The organism is Ornithinimicrobium pulveris, from assembly GCF_050261105.1.
Taxonomy (GTDB): Bacteria; Actinomycetota; Actinomycetes; order Actinomycetales; family Dermatophilaceae; genus Ornithinicoccus.
Window position 1 is genome coordinate 343335 of the sequence record NZ_CP189837.1, and the last position, 24839, is coordinate 368173.

Genomic DNA, 24839 nt, shown 5'->3' on the forward strand with positions numbered 1-24839 from the left:
ACTTTGCCCCTTGACGACTGGCCGACAGCGGCCGGGAGGAGTACGACATACCTATGGATCTGACGACGAAGGCCCAGGAGGCCCTGTCCACCGCCGTGCGCGACGCCGCCGCGGCGGGTCACGCGCAGGTCGAGCCCGCGCACCTGCTCAAGGCACTGGCCCAGCAGACCGACACCACCACCGGACCACTGCTTGAGGCGACCGGCACCTCGGCGAGCGCTGCCGTCGCGGCGGCCGACGACGCCCTGCGCGCGCTGCCCACCGCCAGCGGCACCACGATGGGCAACCCGCAGTTCTCCCGTGCCATGCACGCGGTCCTCAAGGATGCCCAGGACACGATGGCCGCGATGGGGGACAGCTTCATCTCCACCGACCATCTGCTCCTCGCGCTGGCCAGCACCGGCCGGTTCCCGATCCTGGACGCCGCTGCGCTCCAGCAGCAGATCCCCCTGCTCCGCGGCGGGGCCAAGGTCGACTCCGCCGACCCGGAGGCCACCTTCGACGCGCTCGGCAAGTACGGCACCGACCTCACCGCGATGGCCCGCGAGGGCAAGCTCGACCCGGTCATCGGCCGGGACAGCGAGATCCGGCGCGTGGTCCAGGTGCTCTCCCGCCGCACCAAGAACAACCCCGTCCTCATCGGCGAGCCCGGCGTCGGCAAGACCGCCGTTGTCGAGGGCCTGGCCCAGCGGATCGTCGAGGGCGATGTCCCCGAGTCCCTGCGCGACAAGACCCTCATCTCCCTGGACCTGGGCGCGATGGTGGCCGGCGCCAAGTACCGCGGTGAGTTCGAGGAGCGCCTCAAGGCCGTCCTCACCGAGATCCGCGAGAGCAACGGCAAGGTCATCACCTTCATCGACGAGCTGCACACCGTCGTCGGCGCTGGCGCCAGCGGCGACTCCTCGATGGACGCCGGCAACATGCTCAAGCCGCTCCTGGCCCGCGGCGAGCTGCGGATGGTCGGCGCCACCACCCTGGATGAGTACCGCGAGAACATCGAAAAGGACCCCGCCCTGGAGCGCCGTTTCCAGCAGGTCTTCGTCGGTGAGCCCAGCGTCGAAGACACCATCGCCATCCTGCGTGGCCTCAAGGAGCGCTACGAGGCGCACCACAAGGTCGCCATCGCCGACTCCGCCGTGGTCGCCGCCGCGACGCTGTCCGACCGCTACATCACCGGTCGCCAGCTGCCCGACAAGGCCATCGACCTCGTCGACGAGGCGGCCAGCCGCCTGCGGATGGAGATCGACTCCTCCCCGGTCGAGATCGATGAGCTCCGCCGCCAGGTCGACCGCCTCCGGATGGAGGAGATGCACCTGCAGCGTGAGGAGGACGACGCCTCCCGCGAGCGCCTGAGCCGGCTGCGCGCCGATCTCGCCGACAAGCAGGAGCAGCTCTCCGCGCTCAACGCTCGCTGGGAGGCTGAGAAGTCCGGCCTGAACCAGGTCGGTGAGCTCAAGGCCCGCCTGGATGAGTTGCGCACCCAGGCCGAGCGGCTCCAGCGTGCCGGCGACTACGAGGCCGCCTCCCGCCTGCTCTACGGCGAGATCCCGCAGGCCGAGCAGCAGCTCAGCGCCGCGCAGGAGGAGGAGCAGAGCGCACCGCATACGGACGGCTCCCCGATGGTCAAGGACGAGGTGGGCGCGGACGACATCGCCGACGTCATTTCCGCCTGGACCGGCATCCCCGCCGGCCGCCTGCTCGAGGGCGAGACCGAGAAGCTGCTCCGGATGGAGGACGTCCTCGGCGAGCGGCTGATCGGCCAGCGCTCCGCGGTCCGCGCCGTCAGCGACGCGGTCCGCCGCGCCCGCGCCGGGATCTCCGATCCCGACCGGCCGACCGGCAGCTTCCTCTTCCTCGGCCCGACCGGCGTCGGCAAGACCGAGTTGGCCAAGTCACTGGCCGACTTCCTCTTCGACGACGAGCGGGCGATGATCCGGATCGACATGTCGGAGTACTCCGAGCGGCACGCGGTCGCGCGCCTGATCGGGGCGCCCCCCGGCTATGTCGGCTACGAGTCCGGCGGTCAGCTCACCGAGGCCGTCCGCCGTCGCCCCTACTGCGTCGTCCTGCTGGACGAGGTGGAGAAGGCGCACCCGGAGACCTTCGACATCCTGCTCCAGGTGCTCGATGACGGCCGGCTGACCGACGGCCAGGGCCGCACCGTGGACTTCCGCAATGTGATCCTGGTGATGACCTCCAACCTGGGCAGCCAGTTCCTCGTCGACCCGACCATGGAGCCGGACGTCAAGCGTGACCTGGTCATGGGCGCGGTCCGCTCGGCCTTCAAGCCCGAGTTCCTCAACCGGCTGGACGAGGTCGTGATCTTCGACCCGCTCAGCCAGGAGGAGCTGGCCACCATCGTGGGCCTGCAGGTCGCGCAGCTCTCGCGCCGCCTCGCGGACCGGCGGATCACCCTCGAGGTGACCGACGCGGCCGCCGCCTGGCTGGCTGAGCGCGGCTACGACCCGGCCTACGGTGCCCGCCCGCTGCGCCGCCTGGTGCAGAGCGAGATCGGTGACCGGCTCGCCCGGGCGCTGCTCGCCGGTGAGGTGCGGGACGGCTCGTCGGTCACCGTCGACGTCGACCCCGAGGGTGAGGGTCTGCGGCTCGGCTGAGCTGCGGCATACGGGACTCGGGTTGGCCACGAGACCCCGCTGCGGACACATCTTGTCCGCGGCGGGGTCTACGTTGGCGCCATGAGCCTTTCCCAGCCCCTCACCGACTGGCTGCTGGACACCGATCCGGCGCTGCGCTGGCAGGTCGAGCGCGACCTGCTCGACGAGCCCGAGGAGGTATGGCGCAGCACCCGGGCGCGGGTCGTGCGCGAGGGATTCGGGGCGCGGCTGCTGCGCCTCCAGGACGAGGACGGCCAGTGGGCCGGGGGCGCCTTCTTCCCGACCCGGCGGGACCCGCGGGCCGAGGTCGGGGACGTCAACGTGGGCCAGCCGTGGGTGGCGACCACCCCCACGCTGAGCCTGCTGCGCCAGTGGGGCGCCGACCCACAGGCGCTCGGCGACACCGCCGAGAAGCTGCGCGCGAACAGCCGGTGGGAGTACGACGACCTGCCCTACTGGCACGGCGAGGTCGACGTCTGCATCAACGCCGAGACGCTGGCGACCGGCACCTGGCTGGGCGCCGATGTCACCGGGCTGGCGCGTTGGTTCCCTGAACACGAGGCGGCCGAGGGCGGCTGGAACTGCGAGTGGGTGGAAGGGTCCGCGCGCGCCTCCATCCACTCCACGCTCAACGGTGCGGTCGGTCTGCTGTACCGCGAGATGCACGGTGGTGACGCGCTCTCCGCCCAGGAGCGGGAGCTGCTGACCGCCTCGCGGCACCGGGCGGAGGAGTACCTCCTGACGCGCCACCTGCTGCGGCGGCTGTCCACGGCGGAGCCGGTGATCGGCGAGGCCTGCCAGTTCGGATACCCGTTCCGGTGGCACTACGACATCCTCCGCGCGCTGGACCACGTCCGGCTGGCGTCCGAGCACGACGGGAGGGCGCCGGACCCGCGACTGGCCGAAGCGGTCGAGATCGTCCGCGGGCTGCGGCAGGAGGACGGGAGCTGGCTGCAGCAGGTGCGCCACGAGGGGCAGGAGTGGTTCGCCGTCGACGTCCCGGTCGGTATGCCGTCGCCCTGGTTGACCCTCTACGGCACCCGGGTGCTCGACTGGTGGGACGGGCGGAAGGTCGCCTGAGGGCAGATGTGACCTGCTCGTGACCTGAGCACTGCGGTGCAGGTCAGCCGGGCAACGCGGCCGAGGCAGCGTCGGACATTCCACGCTCGTTCACCACTCGTTCACCCAACGCGCCTGCGGGCGACACGTGACCTCCCTACGTTCACGAGCGGTTGGCAACGCCGCCAAGCACGCCCAACACCCACCGGGCTCACTCTCGGCGGGCGTGCCAACACACACAGCACATCGAGAGAGGTAATCCCGTGAAGCTTCGCCGCTTTGCCCCGACCGTCGCGATCGCGATGGCCGCGTCCATCACCCTCGCCGCCTGTGGCGACGACACCCCGACCCAGACCGACACCCCGGCCGCCGAGGACACTGCTGCCGACGAGGGCGCCGACGAGGGTGCCGATGACGCCGCCGACACCGCTGGCGCCGAGGACACCGAGGGCGAGGCCGCCGCTGGTGGCGATCTGTCCGGCTCCCTGACCGGCGCTGGCGCGTCCTCTCAGGAGGCCGCCCAGACCGCGTGGATCGCTGGCTTCCAGGGCGTCGAGCCCGGCGTCACGGTCAACTACGACTCCGTCGGCTCGGGCGCCGGCATCGGCCAGCTCATCGCCGGCGCCGCGACCTTCGCCGGCTCCGACGCCTACCTGAACGAGGACCAGCGCGCCGAGGTGCAGAACGTCTGCTCCGGCGGCGACGCCGTCAACGTGCCGGTCTACATCTCCCCGATCGCCGTGCCGTTCAACCTGCCCGGCGTCGACGAGCTGAACCTCAAGCCCGACACCATGGCCAAGATCTTCGCCCAGGAGATCACCAGCTGGGACGACGAGGAGATCGCGGCCGACAATCCGGACGCCGACCTCCCCAGCACCCCCATCACGGTCGTGAACCGCTCGGACGAGTCCGGCACCACCGAGAACTTCACCGACTACCTGGCCGCCGCGGCTCCCGACGTGTGGACCGAGGAGCCCAGCAAGACCTGGCCGATCTCCGGCGGTGAGGCTGCCCCGCAGACCTCCGGTGTGATCAACGCGGTCCGTGGCGCCGAGGGCTCGATCGGCTACGCCGACGCCTCCGCTGTCGGTGACCTCGCGACCGTCAAGGTCGGCGTCGGCGAGGACTTCGTCGAGTTCTCGCCCGAGGCTGCGGCCAAGGTCGTCGAGGCCTCCCCGAAGGCCGACACCGGCGTCGAGGGTGACCTCGCCATCGACCTGGCCCACGACACCGAGGAGGCCGGCGCCTACCCGATCGTCCTCGTGTCCTACCTGATCATGTGCAAGCAGTACGAGGACGCCGACACCGCCAACCTGGTGAAGGCCTACTCCGAGTACATCGTCTCCGAGGACGGCCAGAACGCCAGCGCCGACGCTGCTGGCTCCGCCCCGATCTCCTCGAGCATGCGCGATGAGGCGATGAGCACCATCGACGCCATCACCGGCGGCTGATTCACCCCTCGGTGAGCAGCGCACGACGGCACGGCGGCCAGGGTCCTTGGGACCGTGGTCGCCGTGCCGGTGCGTCACCCTCAACCCGTCACTTCGGTGACATTCTGTGACTCCCGTGACATCCCGTGAGACCGAGTTCCTGTTCTGCAGAAAGGGTCGCCGATGAGCACCTCCACCCCTGAGGCGCCGCCGAAGGCGGAGTCCGAAGGGACCACCCCCAAGGCGGTCCGCCGTCCCGGAGACGTGATCTTCTCCGGCCTGTCCGTCGGCTCGGCCCTGCTGATCCTGGCCATCCTGGCCGGGGTCGCGATCTTCCTGATCACCAGCGCCGCCCCCATCTTCGTCGCGGACCCCGAGCAGGTCACCGGCGGCAACGGCTTCTTCTCCTACGTCTGGCCGCTGGTCTTCGGCACGATCGTGGCCTCGCTCATCGCGATGGTGGTCGCCACCCCGATCGCCGTCGGCATCGCGCTCTACGTCTCGCACTACGCGCCCCGCCGGATCGGCACCGCGATCGGTTTCGTGATCGACCTGCTGGCCGCCGTCCCGTCGGTGGTCTACGGCATGTGGGGCATGTTCGTCTTCGCCCCGGCGATCGTCCCGCTCTACCGGTGGCTGGCCGAGAACCTGGGCTTCATTCCGCTCTTCGGCAACCCCTCGTCCTCGGGACGCACGCTGCTCACCGCCTCACTGGTGCTCGCGGTGATGATCCTGCCGATCATCACCAGCGTCTCGCGCGAGGTCTTCCTGCAGACCCCGCGCCTGCACGAGGAGGCTGCGCTGGCCCTGGGCGCCACCAAGTGGGAGATGATCAAGACCGCTGTGCTGCCCTTCGGCAAGCCCGGCATCATCGGCGGCACCATGCTCGGCCTGGGCCGCGCGCTCGGCGAGACGATGGCCGTGGCCATCATTCTCGCGCCGGGCGTGTTCACCTGGAACTTCATCGGCCCGGGCAACCGAACCATCCCCGCCGAGATCGCGCTGAACTTCCCCGAGGCCTTCGGCCTGCGGCTGGAGGAGCTGATCGCCGCCGGTCTCGTCCTGTTCGCCATCACCCTCGCGGTCAACCTGGTCGCCAGGTGGATCGTCGAGCGGTCCTCCGAGTTCTCGGGAGCCAACTGATGACCCTCGACCAGAAGACCCCGGAGTCCGAGCAGCACGCCGAGGAACTGCCGGAGACCGCGCTGGACCGGATGGACGGCATCGAGCTGGCCCCGGTCCACCCCGCCTCCAACAACCTGGGCCGCATCACCCTCGGCGTCGGCGCCGCGATCGGTCTGGTGCTCTGGCTGATCGGCCTGAACGTGGCGCTGGCCGCGGTCATCGCCTTCATCCTCTACCTGATCGGCACCTACATCGCCTTCCGGCAGACCGCGGGTCACCGCCAGGCGGTCGACCGGACGATGACCGCCCTGGTGGCTGGCGCCTTCGTGCTCGCCGTCCTGCCGCTGATCTCGCTGTTGTGGACGGTCATCTCGCAGGGCTCGGGCACGCTGTTCAACGCCAACTTCCTCAACCAGTCGATGAACGGGGTGACCGGCGTCCACGACCGGGCGACGGTTGAGGAGGGTGCCCCGATGGTGGGTGGCGCCTACGCCGCCATCATCGGCACGCTGATCATCACCGGCATCGCCGCCTTGATCTCGGTGCCGATCGGGATGTTCACCGCGATCTACCTGGTGGAGTACGGCCAGAAGAACAAGCTGTCCCACGCGATCCGGTTCCTCGTCGACGTGATGACGGGTATCCCCTCGATCGTGGCCGGCCTGTTCGCCTACGCGCTGTTCGCCACCCTCTTTGGCCCCGGCACCAAGAACGGTGTTGCCGGCGCGATCGCGCTGTCGGTGCTGATGATCCCGACCGTGGTGCGCAACAGCGAGGAGATGCTGCGGATCGTCCCCAACGAGCTCCGCGAGGCCGCTCTGGCCCTGGGCGTTCCGAAGTGGCGGGTCATCCTCAAGGTGGTCCTGCCGACCGCCGCGTCGGGCCTGGCCTCCGGTGTCACGCTGGCGATCGCCCGCGTCATCGGTGAGACCGCCCCGCTGCTCGTGGCCGTGGGCTACTTCCGCGCCATCAACACCAACCCGTTCGAGGGACCGATGAACACGCTGGCGGTCTACGCCTACTGGATGTTCATGAAGCCCCTCAACCCCGGATACCCTGCGCCCAGCCTCGACCGCGCCTGGGCAGCGGCTCTCATGCTGCTGATCATCGTGGTCCTGCTCAACCTGGCCGCCCGACTCATCGCCAAGTTCTTCGCGCCGAAGACCGGCCGCTGACCCCAAGGAAAGACACACCATGTCAAAGCGCATCGACGTCAAGGACCTTGACATCTACTACGGCGACTTCCACGCGGTGAAGGACGTCAGCATGGCCATCGAGCCCCGTTCGGTGACCGCCTTCATCGGCCCCTCGGGCTGTGGCAAGTCCACCTTCCTCCGCACCCTGAACCGGATGCACGAGGTCATCCCCGGTGGCCGCGTCGACGGCATCGTGGAGATGGACGGCAAGAACCTCTACGGCCGCGGCGTCGACCCCGTCGACGTCCGCCGCCGGGTCGGGATGGTCTTCCAGCGCCCCAACCCGTTCCCGACGATGTCCATCAAGGAGAACGTCCTGGCCGGCGTTCGCCTCAACTCCAAGCGGCTGTCCAGCAAGGCCGCCAACGAGCTGTGCGAGCGCTCGCTGCGTGGCGCCAACCTGTGGAACGAGGTGAAGGACCGGCTCGACAAGCCCGGTTCGGGGCTGTCCGGTGGTCAGCAGCAGCGCCTGTGCATCGCCCGCGCGATCGCGATCCAGCCCGAGGTCATCCTGATGGACGAGCCCTGCTCGGCCCTGGACCCGATCTCCACGCTGGCGATCGAAGACCTGATCAACGAGCTCAAGCAGGAATACACCGTCGTCATCGTCACGCACAACATGCAGCAGGCGGCGCGTGTCTCGGACAAGACCGGCTTCTTCAACCTGGAAGCCACCGGCAAGCCCGGCGAGCTCGTCGAGTACGACACCACCCAGACGATCTTCAACAACCCGGCCAAGAAGGCGACCGAGGACTACATCTCCGGCCGCTTCGGCTGATCTCCTGCGATAGTGGCGGGTATGACGAGACTCAAGTCACGGCATACCCGCCACTTCGCGGTTCTCGGGGTGGGTCTGGCCCTGGTCACCCTGCCGCTCGCGGCGTGCAGCGATGACGCCGAGGATGACATGGTCACCACCTCCGAGCCCCCGCCGCCCACCGCGGCCGACCGGCTCGAGCAGGCGCACGATGTGCTCGTCGACGCCGGCTCGGTGCATCTGCAGATGACCGGAACCGACCTGCCCGAGGACGTCAACAGCTACATCATCAGCGCCACCGGAGCCGGGACCATGGACCCGCCCGCCTTCGACGGCACGATCACCGCCCGCCTGGCCGGCGTCCAGGCCGACGTGCCGACGATCGCGGTCGACGGCAATCTCTACGTCAAGCTGCCGTACGTGCCCCGGCACATGCGCACCGACCCCGCTGACCTCGGTGTGCCGGACCCGGCGACCCTCTTCGACCCCGAGGTGGGGCTGGTCGGGCTGCTGCCGCAGACGCAGGACCCGGAGTTCGGGGATCGCTCACGCGCCGGCGCCGAGGTGCTGCAGGAGATCACCGGCACCCTGCCTGGCGAGGCCGTGGTCGACCTGCTCTACGCGGGGGACCGCGGCGCGGAGTTCGATGTGGTCTACGGCCTCGTGGAGGGGGACTGGGAGGTGCGGACGGTGACGATCACCGGGCCGTTCTACCCGCCGGCGGAGTCGACCTACACCCTGACCCTCGACCAGTACGGTGCCCCCGTCACCGTGACCGCCCCCTGACGTGCCGGCGGGGGAGGGCCGGGGGGCCGAGGACGCACGCGACGGACGCGTGACGGCGAAGGGGGCCCGCTCGCTGCTGGCCGTCGCGGCGCTGGCCGTGGCCCTGGCGGCGGCGGACACCTATGTCGTCGTGCTCGCGCTGACCGACATGATGGCCGGGGTCGGGGTGGGCATCGAGTCCCTGCAGCGGGGGACGCCGATCATCTCCGGCTTCCTGCTCGGCTACATCGCCGTGCTACCGCTCATCGGGCGGCTCTCGGACCTCATCGACCGGCGCCGGATCCTCATCTGGTGCCTGGTGATCTTCGTGGTCGGCTCGGCGGTGACGGCCGTCTCGGTGGACCTGTCGGTGATGGTCGTGGGCCGCTTCCTGCAGGGCCTGGGCGGTGGTGGTCTCGTGCCGGCGACGCTCGCCCTCGTGGCCGACCTCTGGCCACCCGGTCGACGGGGGATGCCGCTGGGGATCGTCGGCGGGGTGCAAGAGCTCGGCTCGGTGCTCGGCCCGCTCCTCGGTGCCCTCATCCTGATCGTCGGCGACTGGCGCGACATCTTCTGGGTCAACGTCGGCCTCGGCCTGCTCTGCCTCCTCGGCGTCGCCCTCCTCCGCCCCCGCACCCGCACCTCCCCTTCCCGACCGGACGCGCAGGATGACCCGGAAACCACCCCACCGGACGCGCGTGGTGCTTCGCAAACCACCCCACCGGACGCGCGTGGTGCTTCGCAAACCACCCCACCGGACGCGCAGGATGGTCCCGAGCGGCCCCACCGGACGTCCTCGGTGCTCACCGCGACCGCCTGGGTCCTCGCTCTCCTCGCCGCCGCGCTCTGGGCCCTCACCCTGCTTGCCCCGCCCGCCTTGGCCACCTCGATCACCTGGGGCGTGCCGTTCGTCCCGATCGAGGGGCTGGCGACCCGGGTCGGCACCCCGATCGGTCTGGCCGCCGTCGGTATGTCGTTTCTGCTCGCCCTGGTCACGGCCCGGCGCTGGCTCCCCCTGCTCCTCGCCGCCGACCTGCTCGGGGCCACGTTCGTCGCCATCGCGCTCGGCTCCCTGGTCCTCACCTTCTCCACCGCCAATCCCGAGACCGAGGTGCTCGGGCCGATGGGGGTCTGGTTGCTGCCGGTGGGGGCGCTGGCCGCGATCGCCTTCCTCATCCGGCAACGCACCGCCCGACACCCGCTCATCCCCAGTGGCGTGGTCCGTCGCCGGGTCTGGCCGGCCCTGGTCGTCAGCGTCCTCGTCGGGGCCGCGATCGTGGCCGTCGTTGTCGACGTGCCGCTCCTGTCCCGGTTGACCCAGGACACCGACGAGACGGATGCGGCGCTCGTGCTGGTCCGCTTCCTCGTCGCGGTGCCGATCGGTGCGGTCCTGGGCGGCTGGGCACTGCGTCGGCTGGGCCCGGCCCTGGTCGCCGCGCCGGGCCTGGCCCTGGCAGCAGCCGGGATCCTGGCGATGGCGCAGTGGGAGCGCAGCTCGCTCGACGACGTGGTCCCCACCACCCTGGCCCTGATCGCGGCGGGGCTCGGGGTCGGCCTGGCCATCGCGCCGGTCAACGACGCCGCGCTCGCCGACGCCATCGAGGAAGGACATGGCGCCGTCAGCTCCCTGGTCGTCGTCGCCCGCATGGTCGGCATGGTCGTCGGTCTGGCGCTGCTCACCTCGCTGGGGCTGCGGCGGTTCCACCTCGAGGTGGAACGTCTCACCGATCCGACCGACACCGAAGCGCTCCTGGACGCCGCCGTCATCCAGGTCCAGACCGTCCTCACCGGCGCCGGTATCGCGGCCGCCCTCGCAGCCGTCGTCGCGCTCGCTCTCGGCTTCCGGCCCGTCGGCCACCACCGGGAACAGCCGCACCCGTCCGCGGGCTGAGCACACGGCATACCCTGAACCCATGACCGAGACGCTGCACCTCGTCGGCGACCCCGAGGCCGACCGGATCCTGACCGAGCACCCCTTCGCCCTGCTGACCGGCATGCTGCTGGACCAGCAGATCCCGATGGAGGTCGCCTTCGACGGCCCGCGCAAGATCCAGGAGCGACTCGGCTCCATCGACCCGGCGACGATCGCCCAGACCGACCCCGAGGAGTTCATCGCCCTGTGCGCGGCCACCCCGGCCGTCCACCGCTTCCCCTCGTCCATGGGCCAGCGCGTGCACGACCTCGCCGCCGCCGTCGTGGAGGACTGGGACGGGGACACCGAGCGGATCTGGACCGAGGGTGACCCGGACGGCAAGGAGGTCCTCAAGCGGCTCAAGGCGCTGCCCGGGTTCGGGGACCAGAAGGCCAAGATCTTCCTCGCCCTGCTCGGCAAGCAGCGCGGCCTGGACGCGGACGGTTGGCGCACGGCGGCCGGCGACTACGGCAAGGACGGCGTGCACATGTCGATCGCCGACGTCACCAGTGCCGACTCGCTGACCAAGGTCCGCGCCTACAAGAAGGAGAAGAAGGCTGCCGCCAAGGCAGCCAAGGGGTGAGCACTCCCGCCCCCACCCAGCAGCGCAGCGTCTGGGCCGAGCCCGGCATGCTCGCGCTCGCGATCCTCGCCTTCACCGGCTTCTCCGGGTATGCCGCGCTCCTGCCCGCCGCCCCGCTCTGGGTCGTCCGCGAGGGCGGCGCCGACACCGCCGGAGCGGGGGCGGTCAACTTCGTCCTGCTCGCCGCGACCGTCGCCACCCAGTTCGCCGTCCCCTGGCTGATCCGCCGCCTCGGCTGGGGCGTCGTGCTCTCGGCCGGCATGGTGCTGCTGGGCGTGCCCTCGCTGCTCCACGGCCTCACCCCTGCACTCGCCCCCACCCTCGCGCTCTCCGCCGTCCGCGGTGTCGGTTTCGGCATCCTCACCGTCGCCGCGAGCGCGGCCGCGGTCCTGCTCGTTGAGCCCGCCCGCCGGGGCGCCGCGGTCGGTGCCTACTCGCTCGCGCTCTCCTTCCCCAACATCCTGCTCATGCCCTCCGGCGGCTGGATCGCCGACACCTGGGGCTTCTGGCCGGTCTTCGCGGTCGGCGCGCTCCCGCTCCTGGGCATCCCGGCCTGCCTGGCGATCGCCCGCCACCTTCCCGAGCGCGCCACCCAGCGACCAGAGGACCGCGCCCAGGTGACGGACGCGCCGGCTGGGGCGACGACATACCTGCGCCTCCTGCCCCCGACCCTCGTCCTGCTCGCCGTCACGCTCGCGGGCGGGGCGATCATCACCTTCGCCCCGCAGCTGGTCGCGGTGCCGTGGCTCTCGCTCGCCGGGTTGTTCGCGATGGGGCTGTGCTCGACGATCGTGCGCTGGCGGATCGGCGCGATCGCCGACCGGGTGGGCGTGGACCGGCTCGTGTGGCCGTTCGTAGTGCTCGTCGTGGTCGCGCTGTCGCTGTTCGCGCTCCTCGTCCGCGACCCGGTCACCCCGGCCGAGGTGTGGCCCTGGGTCGCGGTGTGCGCGCTGGTCGGCGTGAGCTACGGGGCGCTGCAGAATCTCACCATGCTCCAGGCCTTTGCCGCGGCTGGTCCGCGCCGCGTGGGCGCTGCGAGCGCGGTCTGGAATGCCGGTTTCGACGCCGGCACCGCGATCGGTTCGCTGCTGGTCGGAGCCGTCGCCGTGGGCGCCGGATTTGGGTCCGGTATGGCGCTTGCCGCCGTCCTCTGCGCCCTCACCGTGCCGTTGGCGCTGGGTGGGGCGCGGCGGGCCATCAGCTCGCCTCGATGACTCCGTCGCCCGTGAGCTGCACGACCACCGGCGCGTGGTCCGAGGCCCCCTTGCCCTTGCGCTCCTCCCGGTCGATGAACGCCCCCTCGACCCGCTCGGCCAGCGCCGGTGAGGCGAGCGCGAAGTCGATCCGCATGCCGCGCCGCTTGGGGAAGGCGAGCTGGGTGTAGTCCCAGTACGTGTAGACCCCGGGTCCCTCCGTGTGCGGCCGCACGACATCGGCGAAGCCCGCGTCGACGACCGCGTCGAAGGCGGCGCGCTCCCGCGGGCTGGTGTGCGTGCGGCCCTGGTAGTACTCCACCGACCAGACGTCCTCGTCCCGCGGCGCGATATTCCAGTCGCCCATCAGCGCGATCTGCGCCTGCGGGTCGGCCGCGAGCCAGCCCTCGCCCGCCGCGCGCAGCGCCGCCAACCAGTCCAGCTTGTAGACCAGGTGCGGGTCCTCCAAGGAGCGCCCGTTGGGGATGTAGAGGCTCCACGCCCGCACCCCGCCGCACGTCGCGCCGATCGCCCGGGCCTCGGCGGCGGCCGGCTCACCCCAGCCCGGTTGCCCCGGGAAACCGATCTCGACCTCCTCCAGCCCGACCCGGCTCACGACCGCCACGCCATTCCACTGCGACAGCCCGTGGTGCGCGACCTCATATCCCGCCAGTTCGAAGGGCAACAGCGGGAACTGCTCGTCCTTGCACTTGGTCTCCTGCAGCGCGAGGACGTCGATCTCGTGCCGCTCGAGCAGCGCGATCACCCGGTCGACCCGGGTCCGGATGGAGTTGCAGTTGAAGGTGGCGAGGCGCACGCCACCACCCTATGCGGGCTCGGCAGGCACCTAGGCGGCGCACATCCGGCCCCGAGGCATGGGGGAGGCGTCCGTCTTGACTTCGAGAATCAAAATGATAATGATTCTCATCATAATGAACCGACGCACAGCACACCGACGCCCGACCACCTCCCTCGCCCTCCTCTCCCTCTCCGCGCTGGTCCTGGCCAGTTGTGCCCAGACGGGCTCCAGCAATGGCACCAGTGGGGACGGCGACACCGGCGCTGCTGGGCGCGGCACGGCAACCACGCAGGGGGAAGAGGTGCAGGCGGGCGTTGAGGAGGCGACCAGCGACGGCGGCGGGCAGGACTCAGAGGCGGCGCAGGCCTCCGAGCCGGTGCCCGACGCGGTGGTCCGCGAGGCGGCTGGCCCTGCCCCGCGGCTGGCGGTCTCCTACGACGGCGGCGTCATGGTGATCGACGCGATGAGCCTCGACGTGCTCACCCAGGCTCCGCTGGAGGGCTTCGTCCGGCTCAACCCAGCGGGTGACGGCCGGCACCTGTTCGTCACCGAGGGGGACAGCCTGCGTCTGTTGGATGCTGGCACCTGGAGCGAGCCGCACGGCAACCACGACCACAGCTACACCACCACCCCGAGCCTGACGGATCTCACCCTGGACGGCGAGAAGCCCGGGCACGTCGTCCCGCACGGCGGCCGGACCGCTCTGTACTTCGACGGTGCTGGCCGCGTCGACCTCATCGACCCGACCACCCTGGACGCCTCCGCTGGCCAGATCACGATCGAGCGCAGCCACGAGGTGCCGGAAGCGCACCACGGGGTGGCGCTGCTGCTCGAGGATGGCTCGCTGCTCGAGACCGTCGGGACGAGCGAGGAGCGGACCGGCGCCCGGGTCGTCGACGCGGACGGGCAGGAGACTGCCCGGACCGAGGAATGCCCGGGCGTGCACGGCGAGGCTGTCGCCGCTGATGATGTCGTCGTCCTGGGCTGCCAGGACGGGCTGGTGGTCTATCGCGACGGAGACTTCAGCAAGGTCAACTCGCCTGACGACTACGGCCGCATCGGCAACCAGGCCGGCACCCCGCTCAGCCCGATCGTGCTCGGCGACTACAAGGTCGACGAGGACGCCGACCTCGAGCGCCCCGAGCGGGTCAGCCTCACCGACACCCGCACTGGCGAGCTCCAGCTGGTCGACCTCGGTACCTCCTACACCTTCCGCTCACTCGCCCGCGGCCCGCAGGGGGAAGGCCTCGTGCTGGGGACGGACGGGTCGCTGCACGTGATCGACGTCGAGTCCGGCGAGGTCGCCCAGCAGATCCCGGTGGTCGAGGAGTGGGAGGAGCCGGCGGAATGGCAGCAGCCGCGCCCGACGCTCTTCGTGCTCGGTCAGTTCGGTTACGTCACCGAGCCCGCCACGCGTGAACTGCACATCCTGGACCTCGACACGATGGCGGTGATCGACAGCGTCCAGCTGCCCGAAGTCCCCAACGAACTCACCGGCGTCGACGGCCGTGTCGCGGACAGCGGGCACGGTGCCGGGTCAGGTCACGAGGGCCACGAAGGGCACGAGGACCACGACGACCACGACGACCACGACCACGAGGACCACGAGGACCACGAGGGCCACGACCACTGATCCCTCACCTCAGGCGCGGGTGATCCTGCGCAATGCCCCCCGGTATGCCGCCGCCACAGCCGGCCGAGCCAGTCCGGCGAGCCGGTCGGGCAGGTGGGACACGCCATACCTCTGGCGCCAGCGCAGTTCTGTGCGGTCCGGACCGGCTGGGTCGAGGGTGACCTCGATCCGGCCGGTGAGGATCCGACCGACCTTCTCGATGACGGCGTGCCGGGGTGGCTCCCACCTCCGCACCACCATCCGGTCATCGAAACCCAGTGTGCCCAGGCCGGTGCGGGCGACAAAGGTGGCCCCGGCGCCGAGCGGGCCACTGGTGCTGGTGGTTTCCGTCAGCGGGATCGCCGCAGTGTGCCGGTCCAGGTCCCACAGCCGCTCCCACACCTGAGCCGGCGCGCCCTCGACGGTGAGGTGCAGGGTGAAGGTGGGGATCGGCATACGGGAAGGGTAGGGCGCGGGGAGGACAGTCTGCTCATCTCCGCCGCCAAGCAAGGTTGCTCACGGAATGCACGGCAATTGCGTTGCATTCCGTGAGCAACCTTGTCTGGTCTGAGTCGGGCTCGGCGCACGTTGGCCTCGTCCTGTGCGCGGGCGGATGTCTGTCGGAGGGCCTGCCTACGATGACAGCATGAGCAGCCACCCCAGCCTGACCCTCGGCGCCCACGTCGACCAGACCGACCCGATCGCCGAGGCGCAGGCGCGGGGGATCACGATGGTGCAGTTCTTCCTCGGCGACCCGCAGAGCTACAAGGGACCCGTGGTGCACCACGAGGGTGGCGCGGAGGGACTGCGGGCGGCGGCGCAGGAGGCGGGGGTCGACCTCTATGTGCACGCGCCGTACATGATCAACGTCGCCACCACCAACAACCGGATCAGGATCCCGTCCCGCAAACTGCTTCAGCAGCACATGACGGCGGCGACCGAGATCGGGGCCAAGGGGCTGATCGTGCACGGCGGCCACGTCGGGGACGACGACGATCCCGCCAAGGGCTTCGACAACTGGCGTAAGGCGATCGAGGCGACCGACCTGACCATCCCGCTCCTGCTGGAGAACACTGCCGGCGGCGACAACGCAATGGCCCGCCACCTGGACCGGATCGGGCGGACCTGGGAGGCGATCCAGCAGGCCGACGGCGCGGACATGGTCGGCTTCTGCCTGGACACCTGCCACGCCTGGGCGGGCGGGATCGAGCTGGGCGAGGTGGTGGAGCAGGTGCGCTCGATCACCGGCCGGATCGACCTGGTGCACGCCAACAACTCGCGCGACGCGGCCGGGTCCGGGGCCGACCGGCACGCGCCGTTGGGTGATGGCCAGATCCCGCAGGACGAGCTGGCGGATGTGCTGCGTGCGGCTGGCGCGCCGGTGCTCCTGGAGACGCCGGGCGCCGACCTGCACGAGGCGGACCTGGCCTGGCTGCGAGAGCGGCTCTGATCAGGGGTTCTCGCGAGCCCGGCCTACAGTGAACGGCATGGGAGTCGCGCTGATCACCGGGGCCTCGTCGGGCCTGGGCAAGGAGTACGCCGTCCAGCTGGCCGCGCGCGGTCACGACCTCGTGCTGGTGGCCAGGGACGAGGGTCGGTTGGCCGCGCTCGCCGAGGAGCTGAGGGCCGCCCACGGCCATCGGGTGGAGGTTCTCCCCGCAGACCTCGCCGACCGCGCTGAGCTGCAGCGAGTCGCCGACCGGTTGGCCGACCAGGGGCGAGCGGTGGACCTGCTGGTCAACAACGCCGGGTTCGGTTCCCGCCGCGGCTTTGTCCGCAACGACCTCGAGGAGGAGGAGCGGGCGCTGGACCTCATGGTGCGAGCCGTGATGGTGCTCAGCCACGCGGCCGCTGGCGGCATGCGCGAGCGGGGGAGGGGCGCGATCCTCAATGTCTCTTCGGTGGCCTCCTTCGCGGTGATGGGCCACTACTCGGCGATCAAGTCCTATGTCACCGTCTTCTCCGAGGCCCTGGCCAACGAGCTGGCGCCGCACGGCGTGAGCGTGACGGCGGTCTGCCCGGGCTTCGTGCATACCGAGTTCCACCAGCGGGCGGAGATGAACATGTCCCGCCTGCCCGAGGCGCTCTGGCTGGACGCGCCCAGCGTCGTGCGAGAGTCGCTCGCCGCCGTCGCAGCCGGCAAGGTCGTCTCGGTGCCGTCCACGACATACAAGGGGCTCGTGGGGTTGTTGCGGGTCGCGCCGCGCGGGGCGGTGCGCCGGGTCGCGGGCTCGCTGGCGACCCGTCGCCGCCCGCTGGACCAGCGCTGAACTACGCTCGGGTGTCATGACGAAGGTCCGTGACCGACTGCTCGAGCTGATCAAGGACCGGGCCGTGGTGCACGGCCGGGTCACCCTGTCCTCCGGCAAGGAGGCGGACTACTACGTCGACCTGCGCCGGATCACCCTGGACGGAGAGGCCGCGCCCCTGGTCGGCGAGGTGATGCTGGACCTGGTCGCCGACCTTGAGGTCGAGGCCGTCGGGGGGCTCACGATGGGCGCCGACCCCGTCGCCACCGCGATGCTGCACGCCGCCCACCGCCGCGGCCAGCAGCTGGATGCCTTCGTGGTCCGCAAGGCCGAGAAGGCGCACGGGCTGCAGCGCCGGATCGAGGGGCCCGACATCGCCGGTCGCCGCGTGCTGGTCGTCGAAGACACCTCGACCACCGGCGGATCCCCGCTCACCGCGCTCGCCGCCTGTCGCGAGGCCGGGGCCGACGTGGTGGCCGTCGCCGTCATCGCGGACCGCGCGAGCGGAGCCGAGGAGAAGGTGAGGGAGTCCGGCGTCGACTACCGGGCGGCATACACCCTCGGCGATCTCGGCCTGGGCTGACCAGGCGCCAGGCCACTCCCTCCCGTGACTGGCCGCCGCTGGGCACTGGACCCGGGCTGACCCGGCGCTTGCCCACTCCTTCTCCGGACACGACTGGACCCCTGCGCCTTCCCCGGTCGCAGGGGTCCAGTCGTGTCTCTGGCGGGCCGCCGGCCCACCCGCGGATCACATCCCGGGGACGCGACCGAACCAGATCCGGCTGCTGACGGGGGCGCCGAAGCGGACGCCAGCATTGGGGTTGAGGGCCTCGTAGGTCATCCCGGCCCCGGCGTAGATCCCGACGTGGTAGAAGTCGTCGTAGAAGATCAGGTCGCCCGGCTGCGGGTCGGTGACGGGGGTGACCATGGCCTTCTGGTCGCGCACCGTGCGGGGGATGTTGATGCCGTTCTGCTGGTAGACGTACCAGGTGTAGGACGAGCAGTCGAAGGCGTTCGGAGGCGTCCCGTAGAGGACGTAGGGGTAGCCGACGTACTGCGCCGCGGTGTCCAGGATGGCCTGGCGCAGCGGGCTGGTGTCCTGCGGCGGGGTGGGCACCGGTGCCGGCGCGGGGGCCGGGGTGGGGGCCGGAGCGGTCGTGGTGAGCACGCCCGGGGACATGAACTGGTTGTTGGCCATCTGCAGCCAGCCGCTGCTGTGGATGGTTCCGCGGACCTCGGTGCCGCCGGTGCGGGTGCCGACGACGCTGTGCGAGGTCGAGGGGCCGGATCGGACGTTGGCGACCGCGGCCGAGACGTAGCGGGTGACCTCCTGGGCACCGCCGCCACCGCCGGAGCCGGGGTTGACGTCGGTCAGCACGCTCGGGGCCATGAACTGGGTGCTGGAGATGCGCAGCCACCCGTTGGAGGTCAGCTGGCCGCTCACGGACGTGCCGGCGGTCCGGGTCCCGACGACGTTGTATGACGTGGAGGGCCCGGAGCGGACGTTCGCCACCGGGACGCTCACCCAGCGTTCCACCGTCGTGGCGCCGGGGTCCGGGGTGGGGGCAGGGGCGGGGCTCGGGGACGGGGCGGGGGTGGAGCTGTTGGTCAGGATGGTGCCGCTCATGAACCGGCCGTTACCCATGTCCAGCCAGCCGTTGACCCAACTGCCGCTCACCTGGGTGCCGCGGGTCAGGGTGCCCACGACGCGGTGGTTCAGGCCGGGGCCCGAGCGCACATTGCCGATGTCAGCGGTGACCACCTGAGTGACGGTCTGGCCGCCGCCCCCGCCGCCCCCGCCGCCGCCGCCCGAGGGGTCGGTGGTGGTGAGGTTGTTGGCCGCGACGAACCGATTCTCACCGGTGCGCAGCCAGCCGTTGCTGGTCATGGTGCCGGTGAGACGGGTGCCCATCGAGTGGCCACCGACGATGCTGCCCGAGTTGGAGGGCTGGCTGCGGACGTTGACGCCCTGCGGGACGTTGACCCACATCGTCAGCTGGCTCGTGGAGGGGGTCGGCAGGATCCGGCGGGTGGAGATCGGGTTGGTCCTCACCGGGGTGGTCGCGACCGGGTTGGTGGCCACCGGGGTGGTCGCGACCGGGGTCGTCGCCACCGGGGTGGCGGGCAGCACCGGCTGAGCCCCAAGGGGGGAACGGGGGAGCTGCGGGGTGGCTGGAGCGGCCTGAGCCGAGGGGGCCAGGACCAGGACCGGAGCTGAAGCTGCGGTGACCGCGATCAGGGTCTTGGACAGGCTGCGCGTGCGTGTTGGCATGGGGGACTTTCCATCAATCACGTTCAGGGGACAGGACCGCTCAGCAGGGACCTGAGCAAGAGCAGTGAACCCCCTTCCCCGACGGGGGCGCAACCCCCACCCCGTGGGATGAGTGCGGTTTCAGCGGGAACTACAAGCACGTAACTTCGTGATGTTGGTCACAGGCCAGGAGCATCGCCGCAGGTCACCCCGAATATCACATCGTTGTGATTCGTTGACCTGCGGTTTTCTGGGATTTCACATCCGTTTCGCCCGTCACTCGTGGCGCGAGACGGCTGTGAAGAACGATGTTCTGCGAGGCGCCTGTGACAACCCTGTGAACGCCTCTCCGGGTCCTCTTCGTCTCCCCCTTGTGCTCTCTCTCCCTCTCTCCCTCCGCCCCTCGGGTGCCTTCGCCCCCCGCCGTCTCCCTCTGTCTTCCTCTGTCTCCCTCCGTCTCCCCGCCGCCCCTCGGGTGCCTCCGCCTCCCGCGGGCGCCCCTCGGGTGCCTCCGCCTCCCGCGGGCGCCCCTCGGGTGCCTCCGCCTCCCGCGGGCGCCCCTCGGGTACATCCGCCTCCCCGGCCGCCCCTCCGCCTCCCCGGCGTGTCTTGCACTGTTCAGATGTGGTGTTGCGTGTCGGGTGCCTGGGCGCGGATTGTGCACAGCCGAATCTGCACATCAGGTCCGGCTGAACGAGGAAGAGCCCCCGCTCCGACCGTGTGGTCGGAGCAGGGGCCCAGGTGTCCCTCGCCGGACTAGCCGGCAGGAGGCCGATCAGCGGCGGCGGCGGTCCCAGTGTGCGAAGCCAGCGTTGCGGGCGGCGTCCTCGCTCTCGAACCAGACCTCTGCGCGCACGGCGTCGTAGGACGGGGAGTCCGGGGTGTGGAAGAGCATCGACCCAGCGTTGCCCTTCACTCCCCAACCCTCCGGGCCGCTGCCGTCCTCTAGGGGCTCAGCGGACCCGGCGCCGTAGGCGGACTCGGCGAAGGTGGGCTGGGCCGAACCTTGCGCGCTCTGGCCGTCCTGGGCCTGGCCTTCGGTCCAGCCGTCCTGACGGTCGCCCTCGGCCCAGCCGTCCTGACGGTCGCCCTCGGCCCAGCCGTCACGGCGGTCGCCATCGGAGCGGTCGTCGTGGCGGAGGTCCTGGTGACCCTCGTGGCGCTCGTCGTAGCGGGCGTCCTGGTGACCCTCGTGGCGCTCGTCGTAGCGGGCGTTCTGGTGGCCACCTTCGCGGAACTGGCCGTCCTCGTGGCGACCATCTCCCCGACCGTCGTGGGTCAGGTCCTGCTGGTGGCCATGGTCCTCGCCACGCTCACCACGCTGGGGCGCTGCGTAGCCCTCGCTCTGCGGAGCGTCATCACCCTGGCCCTGGCGTGCGTCAGCGCGGCCCGTGCCCTGGTCCCAACTGTCATCGCGTCGGGTGTCACCGGCGTGCGCAGCTCCGGCCGCGGAAGCTCCGGCCGCCGCTGCGCCGCCCGCGGCATACCCGGCATCGTGATCGCCCGCGCGGGACTCGTCGTAGCCGTGGCCCGTCTGCTGGTCGGCCTCAAGGCGATGGGCGTCACCGTCCTGCGCGGCGTAGGTGTCGCCGGAGTCGTCACGGTAACGGCGGTCATCCTCGACCCGGTCCTCGTAGCGGTGGCCGTGGTCGTGGTCACGGCTGCTGTGACCGTGATCGGCGTCGGTCTGCCTTGCAGCCTCGGCATCGGTCGCGCCGCCACCCTCGTGGTGGCTCATGACCTCGTCGGCCGTCAACGGCTCGTCGGCGGCACGGTACTGGTCGTCGGTGCGGGTGCCATCCTCGGCGCGGTGCTGGTCATCGGCTCGGTACTGCTCATCAGCCCGGTGCTGGTCATCAGCGCGGTGCTGATCGTCAGCACCGTGCTCGGCGCCCAGCGGCTCGGTCCGACCGCCGTGGTCGATGTCCTCGTCGGTCAGCGGGTGGACATCCTGAACAGCGTCCGCCTGAGCGTCGCCGTGCAGATCCTGCCGCTGCTCGTGCGTTTCCTGGTGCCCAGCGTCGTGCTGGTCGTCGGAGGTGGCGTGCGCACCACCAGCCGCAGCGGCTCCACCGGCCGCGCCCATGGCCCCGATGGAGGCCGCCTGGCGCCAGCCCTCGTCGTCGGCCTGGCTGTCCTGCGCGTGACCGTCATGGGCCTGGGTGTCCTGCGCATAGCCCTCATGGGCCTGGCTGTCCTGAGTATGGCCGTCATGGGCCTGGGCGTCATGGCCCTGGGCGTCGTAGGCGTGGGCCTCGTCGGCAGCCGCCTGGTCCGCGCCCGCGTAGTCTGCGCCGGCGTAGTCCTCGCCCGCGTAGTCCTCGTCCGAGGCAGCCGCGCCGGAGTGATCCACAGCGGCAGCACCAGCACCAGCACCCGCACCTACAGCGCCCATCGCGCCGATCTGGGCAGCCTGGTCCATCCGGGAGCGAGTCTCGTCGTCGAACTCGTCGTGCTGTGCGTCGTGAGCAGCCGGCTCGTCATGACCCCGGTCGTCATGACCCCGGTCGTCATGAGCCCGGTCGTCATAAGCCCCGTCGCCGTGCACCTGGGCGTCATGAGCCCCTGCGCCGTCATGGGCACGAGCCTCGTCGCGAACCTGAGCGTCATGGACCTGCTCGTCGTGCAGCTGTCCGTCGTGCACCTGACCGTCGTGCACCTGCCCGTCGTGCAGCTGTCCGTCCCGCACCGCACCCTCATCGTGCAGACGCGCGTCGTGAGCACCGCCGTCCGCGCGGCCCACGCCGTCCGCGCGGCCCACGCCGTCCGCGGCCACGGGGTCGTCAGCCGTCTGGTCGTACACGCCGCGCTCGGGGCGGGCCTCGCGGTGGGGGTCAACCGCACCCGCGGCGCCACCGGAACCCACCGCGTCGCGGTCGCGGTCGTCCACGCGGCCGTCGCCGTCCCGGTCCTTGCCGGGTGAGCGGAGCAGCATGAAGGTCACGGCCCCGATCAGCAGGGCCAACAGGGCGATCATGATCCACCGGGTCGTGTCGTTCACGATTCCTCCTAGGGCGACCGGTCTGGCCGCGTCGTTGAGGCCTCCGCAGGTGATGCGGCGCTGTGTCCACCGTAATGGGAAACCGCAGATCGGGCCACGGATAGCGGAGCCAGGCGCGTTGGGTGGGAGAATCGGCGCCGACGACAGCAAGGAGCACCACGGGTGAGCAGCACTACCGACCTGACCGGCATCGCCGGGTGGTCCGTCGATCTCATGGAGCGACTGGGCGGCCCCGGCGCCGGCGCACTCATCGCCCTGGAGAACCTCTTCCCACCCCTGCCGAGCGAGATCATCCTGCCGCTGGCCGGGTTCACCGCCAGCCAGGGCACCTTCAGCCTCCCGGGCGCCATCGCCTGGACCACGGCTGGTTCGGTCGTGGGCGCACTGCTTCTCTATGCGCTCGGCGCGGTGTTCGGCCGCGACCGCTTCCGCGCCGTCTGGGGTCGCCTACCGCTGGTCAACATGAACGACCTGGACCGCACCGAGTTGTGGTTCGCCCGCCACGGCCGCAAGGCGGTCTTCTTCGGGCGGATGATCCCGATCTTCCGCTCGCTCATCTCGATCCCGGCCGGCATCGAACGGATGCCGCTGGCGATCTTCACCGGCCTCACGCTCGCCGGCAGTGTGATCTGGAACACCGTCTTCGTCGTCGCTGGCTACCAACTCGGTGAGCGCTGGCATCTGGTCGAGACCTACGCCGGCACCCTGCAGCGCATCGTGATCGTCGTGGTCGCTGTCGCCGTGATCTGGTGGATCGTCCGCCGAGTCCTGGACCTGCGCCGCCGGCGCGCCGCCCGATGAGCGTTGGGGTCGGCCCCTGGGAAGGACCGTGGCCGGTAGGACCCGACGGCCAGCTCCCGGACCACCTCGACCCCGAGCTCCTGCGCGAGGGGGACCGGCGCAACGTCCTGGACCCCTACCGCTACTGGAGGCACGAGGCGATCGTCGCCGAGCTGGACACCCGCCGCCACGGCTTCCACGTCGCGGTCGAGAACTGGGAGCACGACTTCAACATCGGCTCGGTGATCCGGACTGCCAATGCCTTCAACGCCGCCGCCTTCCACATCGTGGGTCGTCGACGGTGGAACCGGCGCGGCGCGATGGTCACCGACCGCTACCAGCACGAGCACCACCACCCTGACGTCGCCCACCTCGCCGACTGGGCGGCCGAGCGCGAGCTGCCGATCCTCGGCGTCGACAACGTCCCGGGCTCCCGCCCACTGGAGGGGTATGCCGTCCCTCGCCACTGCATACTCCTGCTCGGTCAGGAGGGGCCGGGTCTGACGCCAGGGGCGATCGAGGCCTGCGCGGACGTCCTCGCCATCACCCAGCACGGTTCGACCCGATCGATGAACGCCGGAGCAGCGGCCGCGATCGTGATGTACCACTGGGCCCTCCAGCACGCCTGAGCTGCGCCCACACCGCGCCCACCCGCGCCCGAGACCTCCTACCTGCTCCTGAGAGGATGGCCTCGTGCATCGCCGACTTTCTGCAGACCTGACCATGACCGTCACCAACCCCGTGGAGGCGACCTTCGGGGTCACCGTCTCTGATCGCGTGAGCCTGGCCGAGGAGCAGTTTCGCCTCACCCTGGACGGCACCGAGCTGGAGGTCGAGGACGTCCTCGACGAGGCTTCCGGCACCCGTTGGCATGTCGTGCGGGACGTGGCAGCCGGCGAGTTGAAGGCGAGTTATCAAGCGCTGGCCACCGACGGAGGCGCCAGTTCCGCGGTCACGGCCCTGGATCGGATCCACTACGTCCGCCCGAGCCGGTATGTCGATCTGGACCGGCTCGAGTCGGTCGCCCGCGCCGAGGTCGGCGACATCTCCGGCGAGCAGGGTGTGCTCGACGTGGCCGCGTGGGTGCACGAGCACATCCGCTACGTGATCGGCTCGTCGACGGTGACCGACGGCGCCAGCGACACCTACCTCGCTCGCCGCGGCGTCTGCCGGGACTTCGCGCACCTGACGATGGCGCTGCTGCGGGCTCGCGGCATCCCCGCGCGCCTGGTCGCCTGCTACGCCCCGGGCCTGTCGCCGATGGACTTCCACGCGGTCGTCGAGGCTGTCGTGGAGGATCGCTGGGTGGTCGTCGACCCCACCCGCCTCGCGCCGCGGCAGTCGCTCGTGCGGATCGCCTCGGGCGCGGACGCCAGCGAGACCTCCTTCCTCACGGTGCACACCGGAGGTATGTCCTTTGGCCAGTTGGACGTCACCGCCACCGTGGAGGGCGCGGAGCTCCCCGAGGACGACCACCTCTCCACGGTCGAGATCGGCTGAAGCCCGCCTGAC

At 70.7% G+C, this 24839-nt stretch carries 21 protein-coding genes; 17 read left to right on the forward strand and 4 right to left on the reverse strand.

The features are described 5' to 3' along the window. The first annotated feature begins 47 nt into the window (after nucleotides 1-47). The 10 genes from clpB (at nucleotide 48) to ACQBAT_RS01595 (ending at nucleotide 12656) form a co-directional block, all read left to right on the forward strand. A complete protein-coding gene (gene clpB, locus ACQBAT_RS01550) occupies nucleotides 48-2615 on the forward strand; it encodes an ATP-dependent chaperone ClpB (RefSeq protein ID WP_420748464.1) in 2568 nt (855 codons plus the stop codon). 81 nt (nucleotides 2616-2696) lie between these two features. Beyond that, complete coding sequence (locus ACQBAT_RS01555; protein ID WP_420748410.1) at nucleotides 2697-3695, forward strand: squalene cyclase; 999 nt, start codon at nucleotides 2697-2699, stop codon at nucleotides 3693-3695. Nucleotides 3696-3937: 242 nt separating this feature from the next. Then, nucleotides 3938-5125, forward strand: a complete 1188-nt coding sequence (gene pstS, locus ACQBAT_RS01560) for a phosphate ABC transporter substrate-binding protein PstS (RefSeq protein ID WP_420748411.1) — start codon at nucleotides 3938-3940, stop codon at nucleotides 5123-5125. A gap of 162 nt (nucleotides 5126-5287) precedes the next feature. Further along, nucleotides 5288-6247, forward strand: coding sequence for a phosphate ABC transporter permease subunit PstC (gene pstC / locus ACQBAT_RS01565; RefSeq protein ID WP_420748412.1), 960 nt, complete (start codon nucleotides 5288-5290; stop codon nucleotides 6245-6247). Further along, nucleotides 6247-7404 (forward strand): phosphate ABC transporter permease PstA, encoded by a 1158-nt coding sequence (gene pstA, locus ACQBAT_RS01570; protein ID WP_420748413.1) that lies wholly within the window; start codon nucleotides 6247-6249, stop codon nucleotides 7402-7404. The genes pstC and pstA overlap by 1 nt, the downstream gene beginning before the upstream one ends. 19 nt (nucleotides 7405-7423) lie before the next feature. Continuing rightward, nucleotides 7424-8203, forward strand: coding sequence for a phosphate ABC transporter ATP-binding protein PstB (pstB, locus tag ACQBAT_RS01575; protein ID WP_420748414.1), 780 nt, complete (start codon nucleotides 7424-7426; stop codon nucleotides 8201-8203). Nucleotides 8204-8224: 21 nt separating this feature from the next. After that, nucleotides 8225-8968 (forward strand): LppX_LprAFG lipoprotein, encoded by a 744-nt coding sequence (locus tag ACQBAT_RS01580; RefSeq protein ID WP_420748415.1) that lies wholly within the window; start codon nucleotides 8225-8227, stop codon nucleotides 8966-8968. A gap of 49 nt (nucleotides 8969-9017) precedes the next feature. Continuing rightward, nucleotides 9018-10838 (forward strand): MFS transporter, encoded by a 1821-nt coding sequence (locus tag ACQBAT_RS01585; RefSeq protein WP_420748416.1) that lies wholly within the window; start codon nucleotides 9018-9020, stop codon nucleotides 10836-10838. 22 nt (nucleotides 10839-10860) lie between these two features. After that, nucleotides 10861-11442, forward strand: a complete 582-nt coding sequence (locus ACQBAT_RS01590; protein WP_420748417.1) for an HhH-GPD-type base excision DNA repair protein — start codon at nucleotides 10861-10863, stop codon at nucleotides 11440-11442. Then, a complete protein-coding gene (locus tag ACQBAT_RS01595) occupies nucleotides 11439-12656 on the forward strand; it encodes an MFS transporter (protein WP_420748418.1) in 1218 nt (405 codons plus the stop codon). The genes ACQBAT_RS01590 and ACQBAT_RS01595 overlap by 4 nt, the downstream gene beginning before the upstream one ends. Here ACQBAT_RS01595 and ACQBAT_RS01600 read toward each other — a convergent pair. Continuing rightward, a complete protein-coding gene (locus ACQBAT_RS01600) occupies nucleotides 12640-13452 on the reverse strand; it encodes an exodeoxyribonuclease III (RefSeq protein WP_420748419.1) in 813 nt (270 codons plus the stop codon). The genes ACQBAT_RS01595 and ACQBAT_RS01600 overlap by 17 nt on opposite strands. 115 nt (nucleotides 13453-13567) lie before the next feature. Here ACQBAT_RS01600 and aztD point away from each other — a divergent pair, with 115 nt between their 5' ends. Beyond that, nucleotides 13568-15067 carry a zinc metallochaperone AztD gene (gene aztD, locus ACQBAT_RS01605; protein WP_420748420.1) on the forward strand — a complete coding sequence of 500 codons (1500 nt, stop codon included), beginning with the start codon at nucleotides 13568-13570 and terminating at the stop codon, nucleotides 15065-15067. 9 nt (nucleotides 15068-15076) lie between these two features. Here aztD and ACQBAT_RS01610 read toward each other — a convergent pair whose 3' ends face one another. Next, nucleotides 15077-15502 (reverse strand): hypothetical protein, encoded by a 426-nt coding sequence (locus ACQBAT_RS01610; protein WP_420748421.1) that lies wholly within the window; start codon nucleotides 15500-15502, stop codon nucleotides 15077-15079. A gap of 190 nt (nucleotides 15503-15692) precedes the next feature. On the opposite strand from ACQBAT_RS01610, the gene ACQBAT_RS01615 reads away from it, so the two are divergent. Genes ACQBAT_RS01615 through pyrE form a run of 3 tightly spaced genes read left to right on the forward strand, consistent with a single transcriptional unit; the run spans nucleotide 15693 to nucleotide 17878 of the window. After that, nucleotides 15693-16496 (forward strand): deoxyribonuclease IV, encoded by an 804-nt coding sequence (locus tag ACQBAT_RS01615; protein ID WP_420748422.1) that lies wholly within the window; start codon nucleotides 15693-15695, stop codon nucleotides 16494-16496. Nucleotides 16497-16533: 37 nt separating this feature from the next. Continuing rightward, complete coding sequence (locus ACQBAT_RS01620; RefSeq protein ID WP_420748423.1) at nucleotides 16534-17316, forward strand: SDR family NAD(P)-dependent oxidoreductase; 783 nt, start codon at nucleotides 16534-16536, stop codon at nucleotides 17314-17316. A gap of 16 nt (nucleotides 17317-17332) precedes the next feature. Beyond that, nucleotides 17333-17878: an orotate phosphoribosyltransferase gene (gene pyrE, locus ACQBAT_RS01625; RefSeq protein WP_420748424.1), complete on the forward strand. Its 546-nt coding sequence runs from the start codon at nucleotides 17333-17335 to the stop codon at nucleotides 17876-17878. A gap of 165 nt (nucleotides 17879-18043) precedes the next feature. Here pyrE and ACQBAT_RS01630 read toward each other — a convergent pair whose 3' ends face one another. After that, nucleotides 18044-19567 (reverse strand): NlpC/P60 family protein, encoded by a 1524-nt coding sequence (locus ACQBAT_RS01630; RefSeq protein WP_420748425.1) that lies wholly within the window; start codon nucleotides 19565-19567, stop codon nucleotides 18044-18046. A 754-nt stretch (nucleotides 19568-20321) separates the two neighbouring features. Then, nucleotides 20322-22547, reverse strand: coding sequence for a hypothetical protein (locus ACQBAT_RS01635; protein WP_420748426.1), 2226 nt, complete (start codon nucleotides 22545-22547; stop codon nucleotides 20322-20324). Nucleotides 22548-22709: 162 nt separating this feature from the next. On the opposite strand from ACQBAT_RS01635, the gene ACQBAT_RS01640 reads away from it, so the two are divergent. The 3 genes from ACQBAT_RS01640 to ACQBAT_RS01650 all read left to right on the forward strand — a co-directional run bounded on the left by ACQBAT_RS01640 (nucleotide 22710) and on the right by ACQBAT_RS01650 (nucleotide 24827). Continuing rightward, nucleotides 22710-23348 (forward strand): DedA family protein, encoded by a 639-nt coding sequence (locus ACQBAT_RS01640; RefSeq protein ID WP_420748427.1) that lies wholly within the window; start codon nucleotides 22710-22712, stop codon nucleotides 23346-23348. Continuing rightward, nucleotides 23345-23956 carry a TrmH family RNA methyltransferase gene (locus ACQBAT_RS01645; RefSeq protein ID WP_420748428.1) on the forward strand — a complete coding sequence of 204 codons (612 nt, stop codon included), beginning with the start codon at nucleotides 23345-23347 and terminating at the stop codon, nucleotides 23954-23956. The genes ACQBAT_RS01640 and ACQBAT_RS01645 overlap by 4 nt, the downstream gene beginning before the upstream one ends. 94 nt (nucleotides 23957-24050) lie before the next feature. Beyond that, a complete protein-coding gene (locus tag ACQBAT_RS01650) occupies nucleotides 24051-24827 on the forward strand; it encodes a transglutaminase-like domain-containing protein (protein WP_420748429.1) in 777 nt (258 codons plus the stop codon). The last annotated feature ends 12 nt before the right edge of the window (nucleotides 24828-24839 follow it).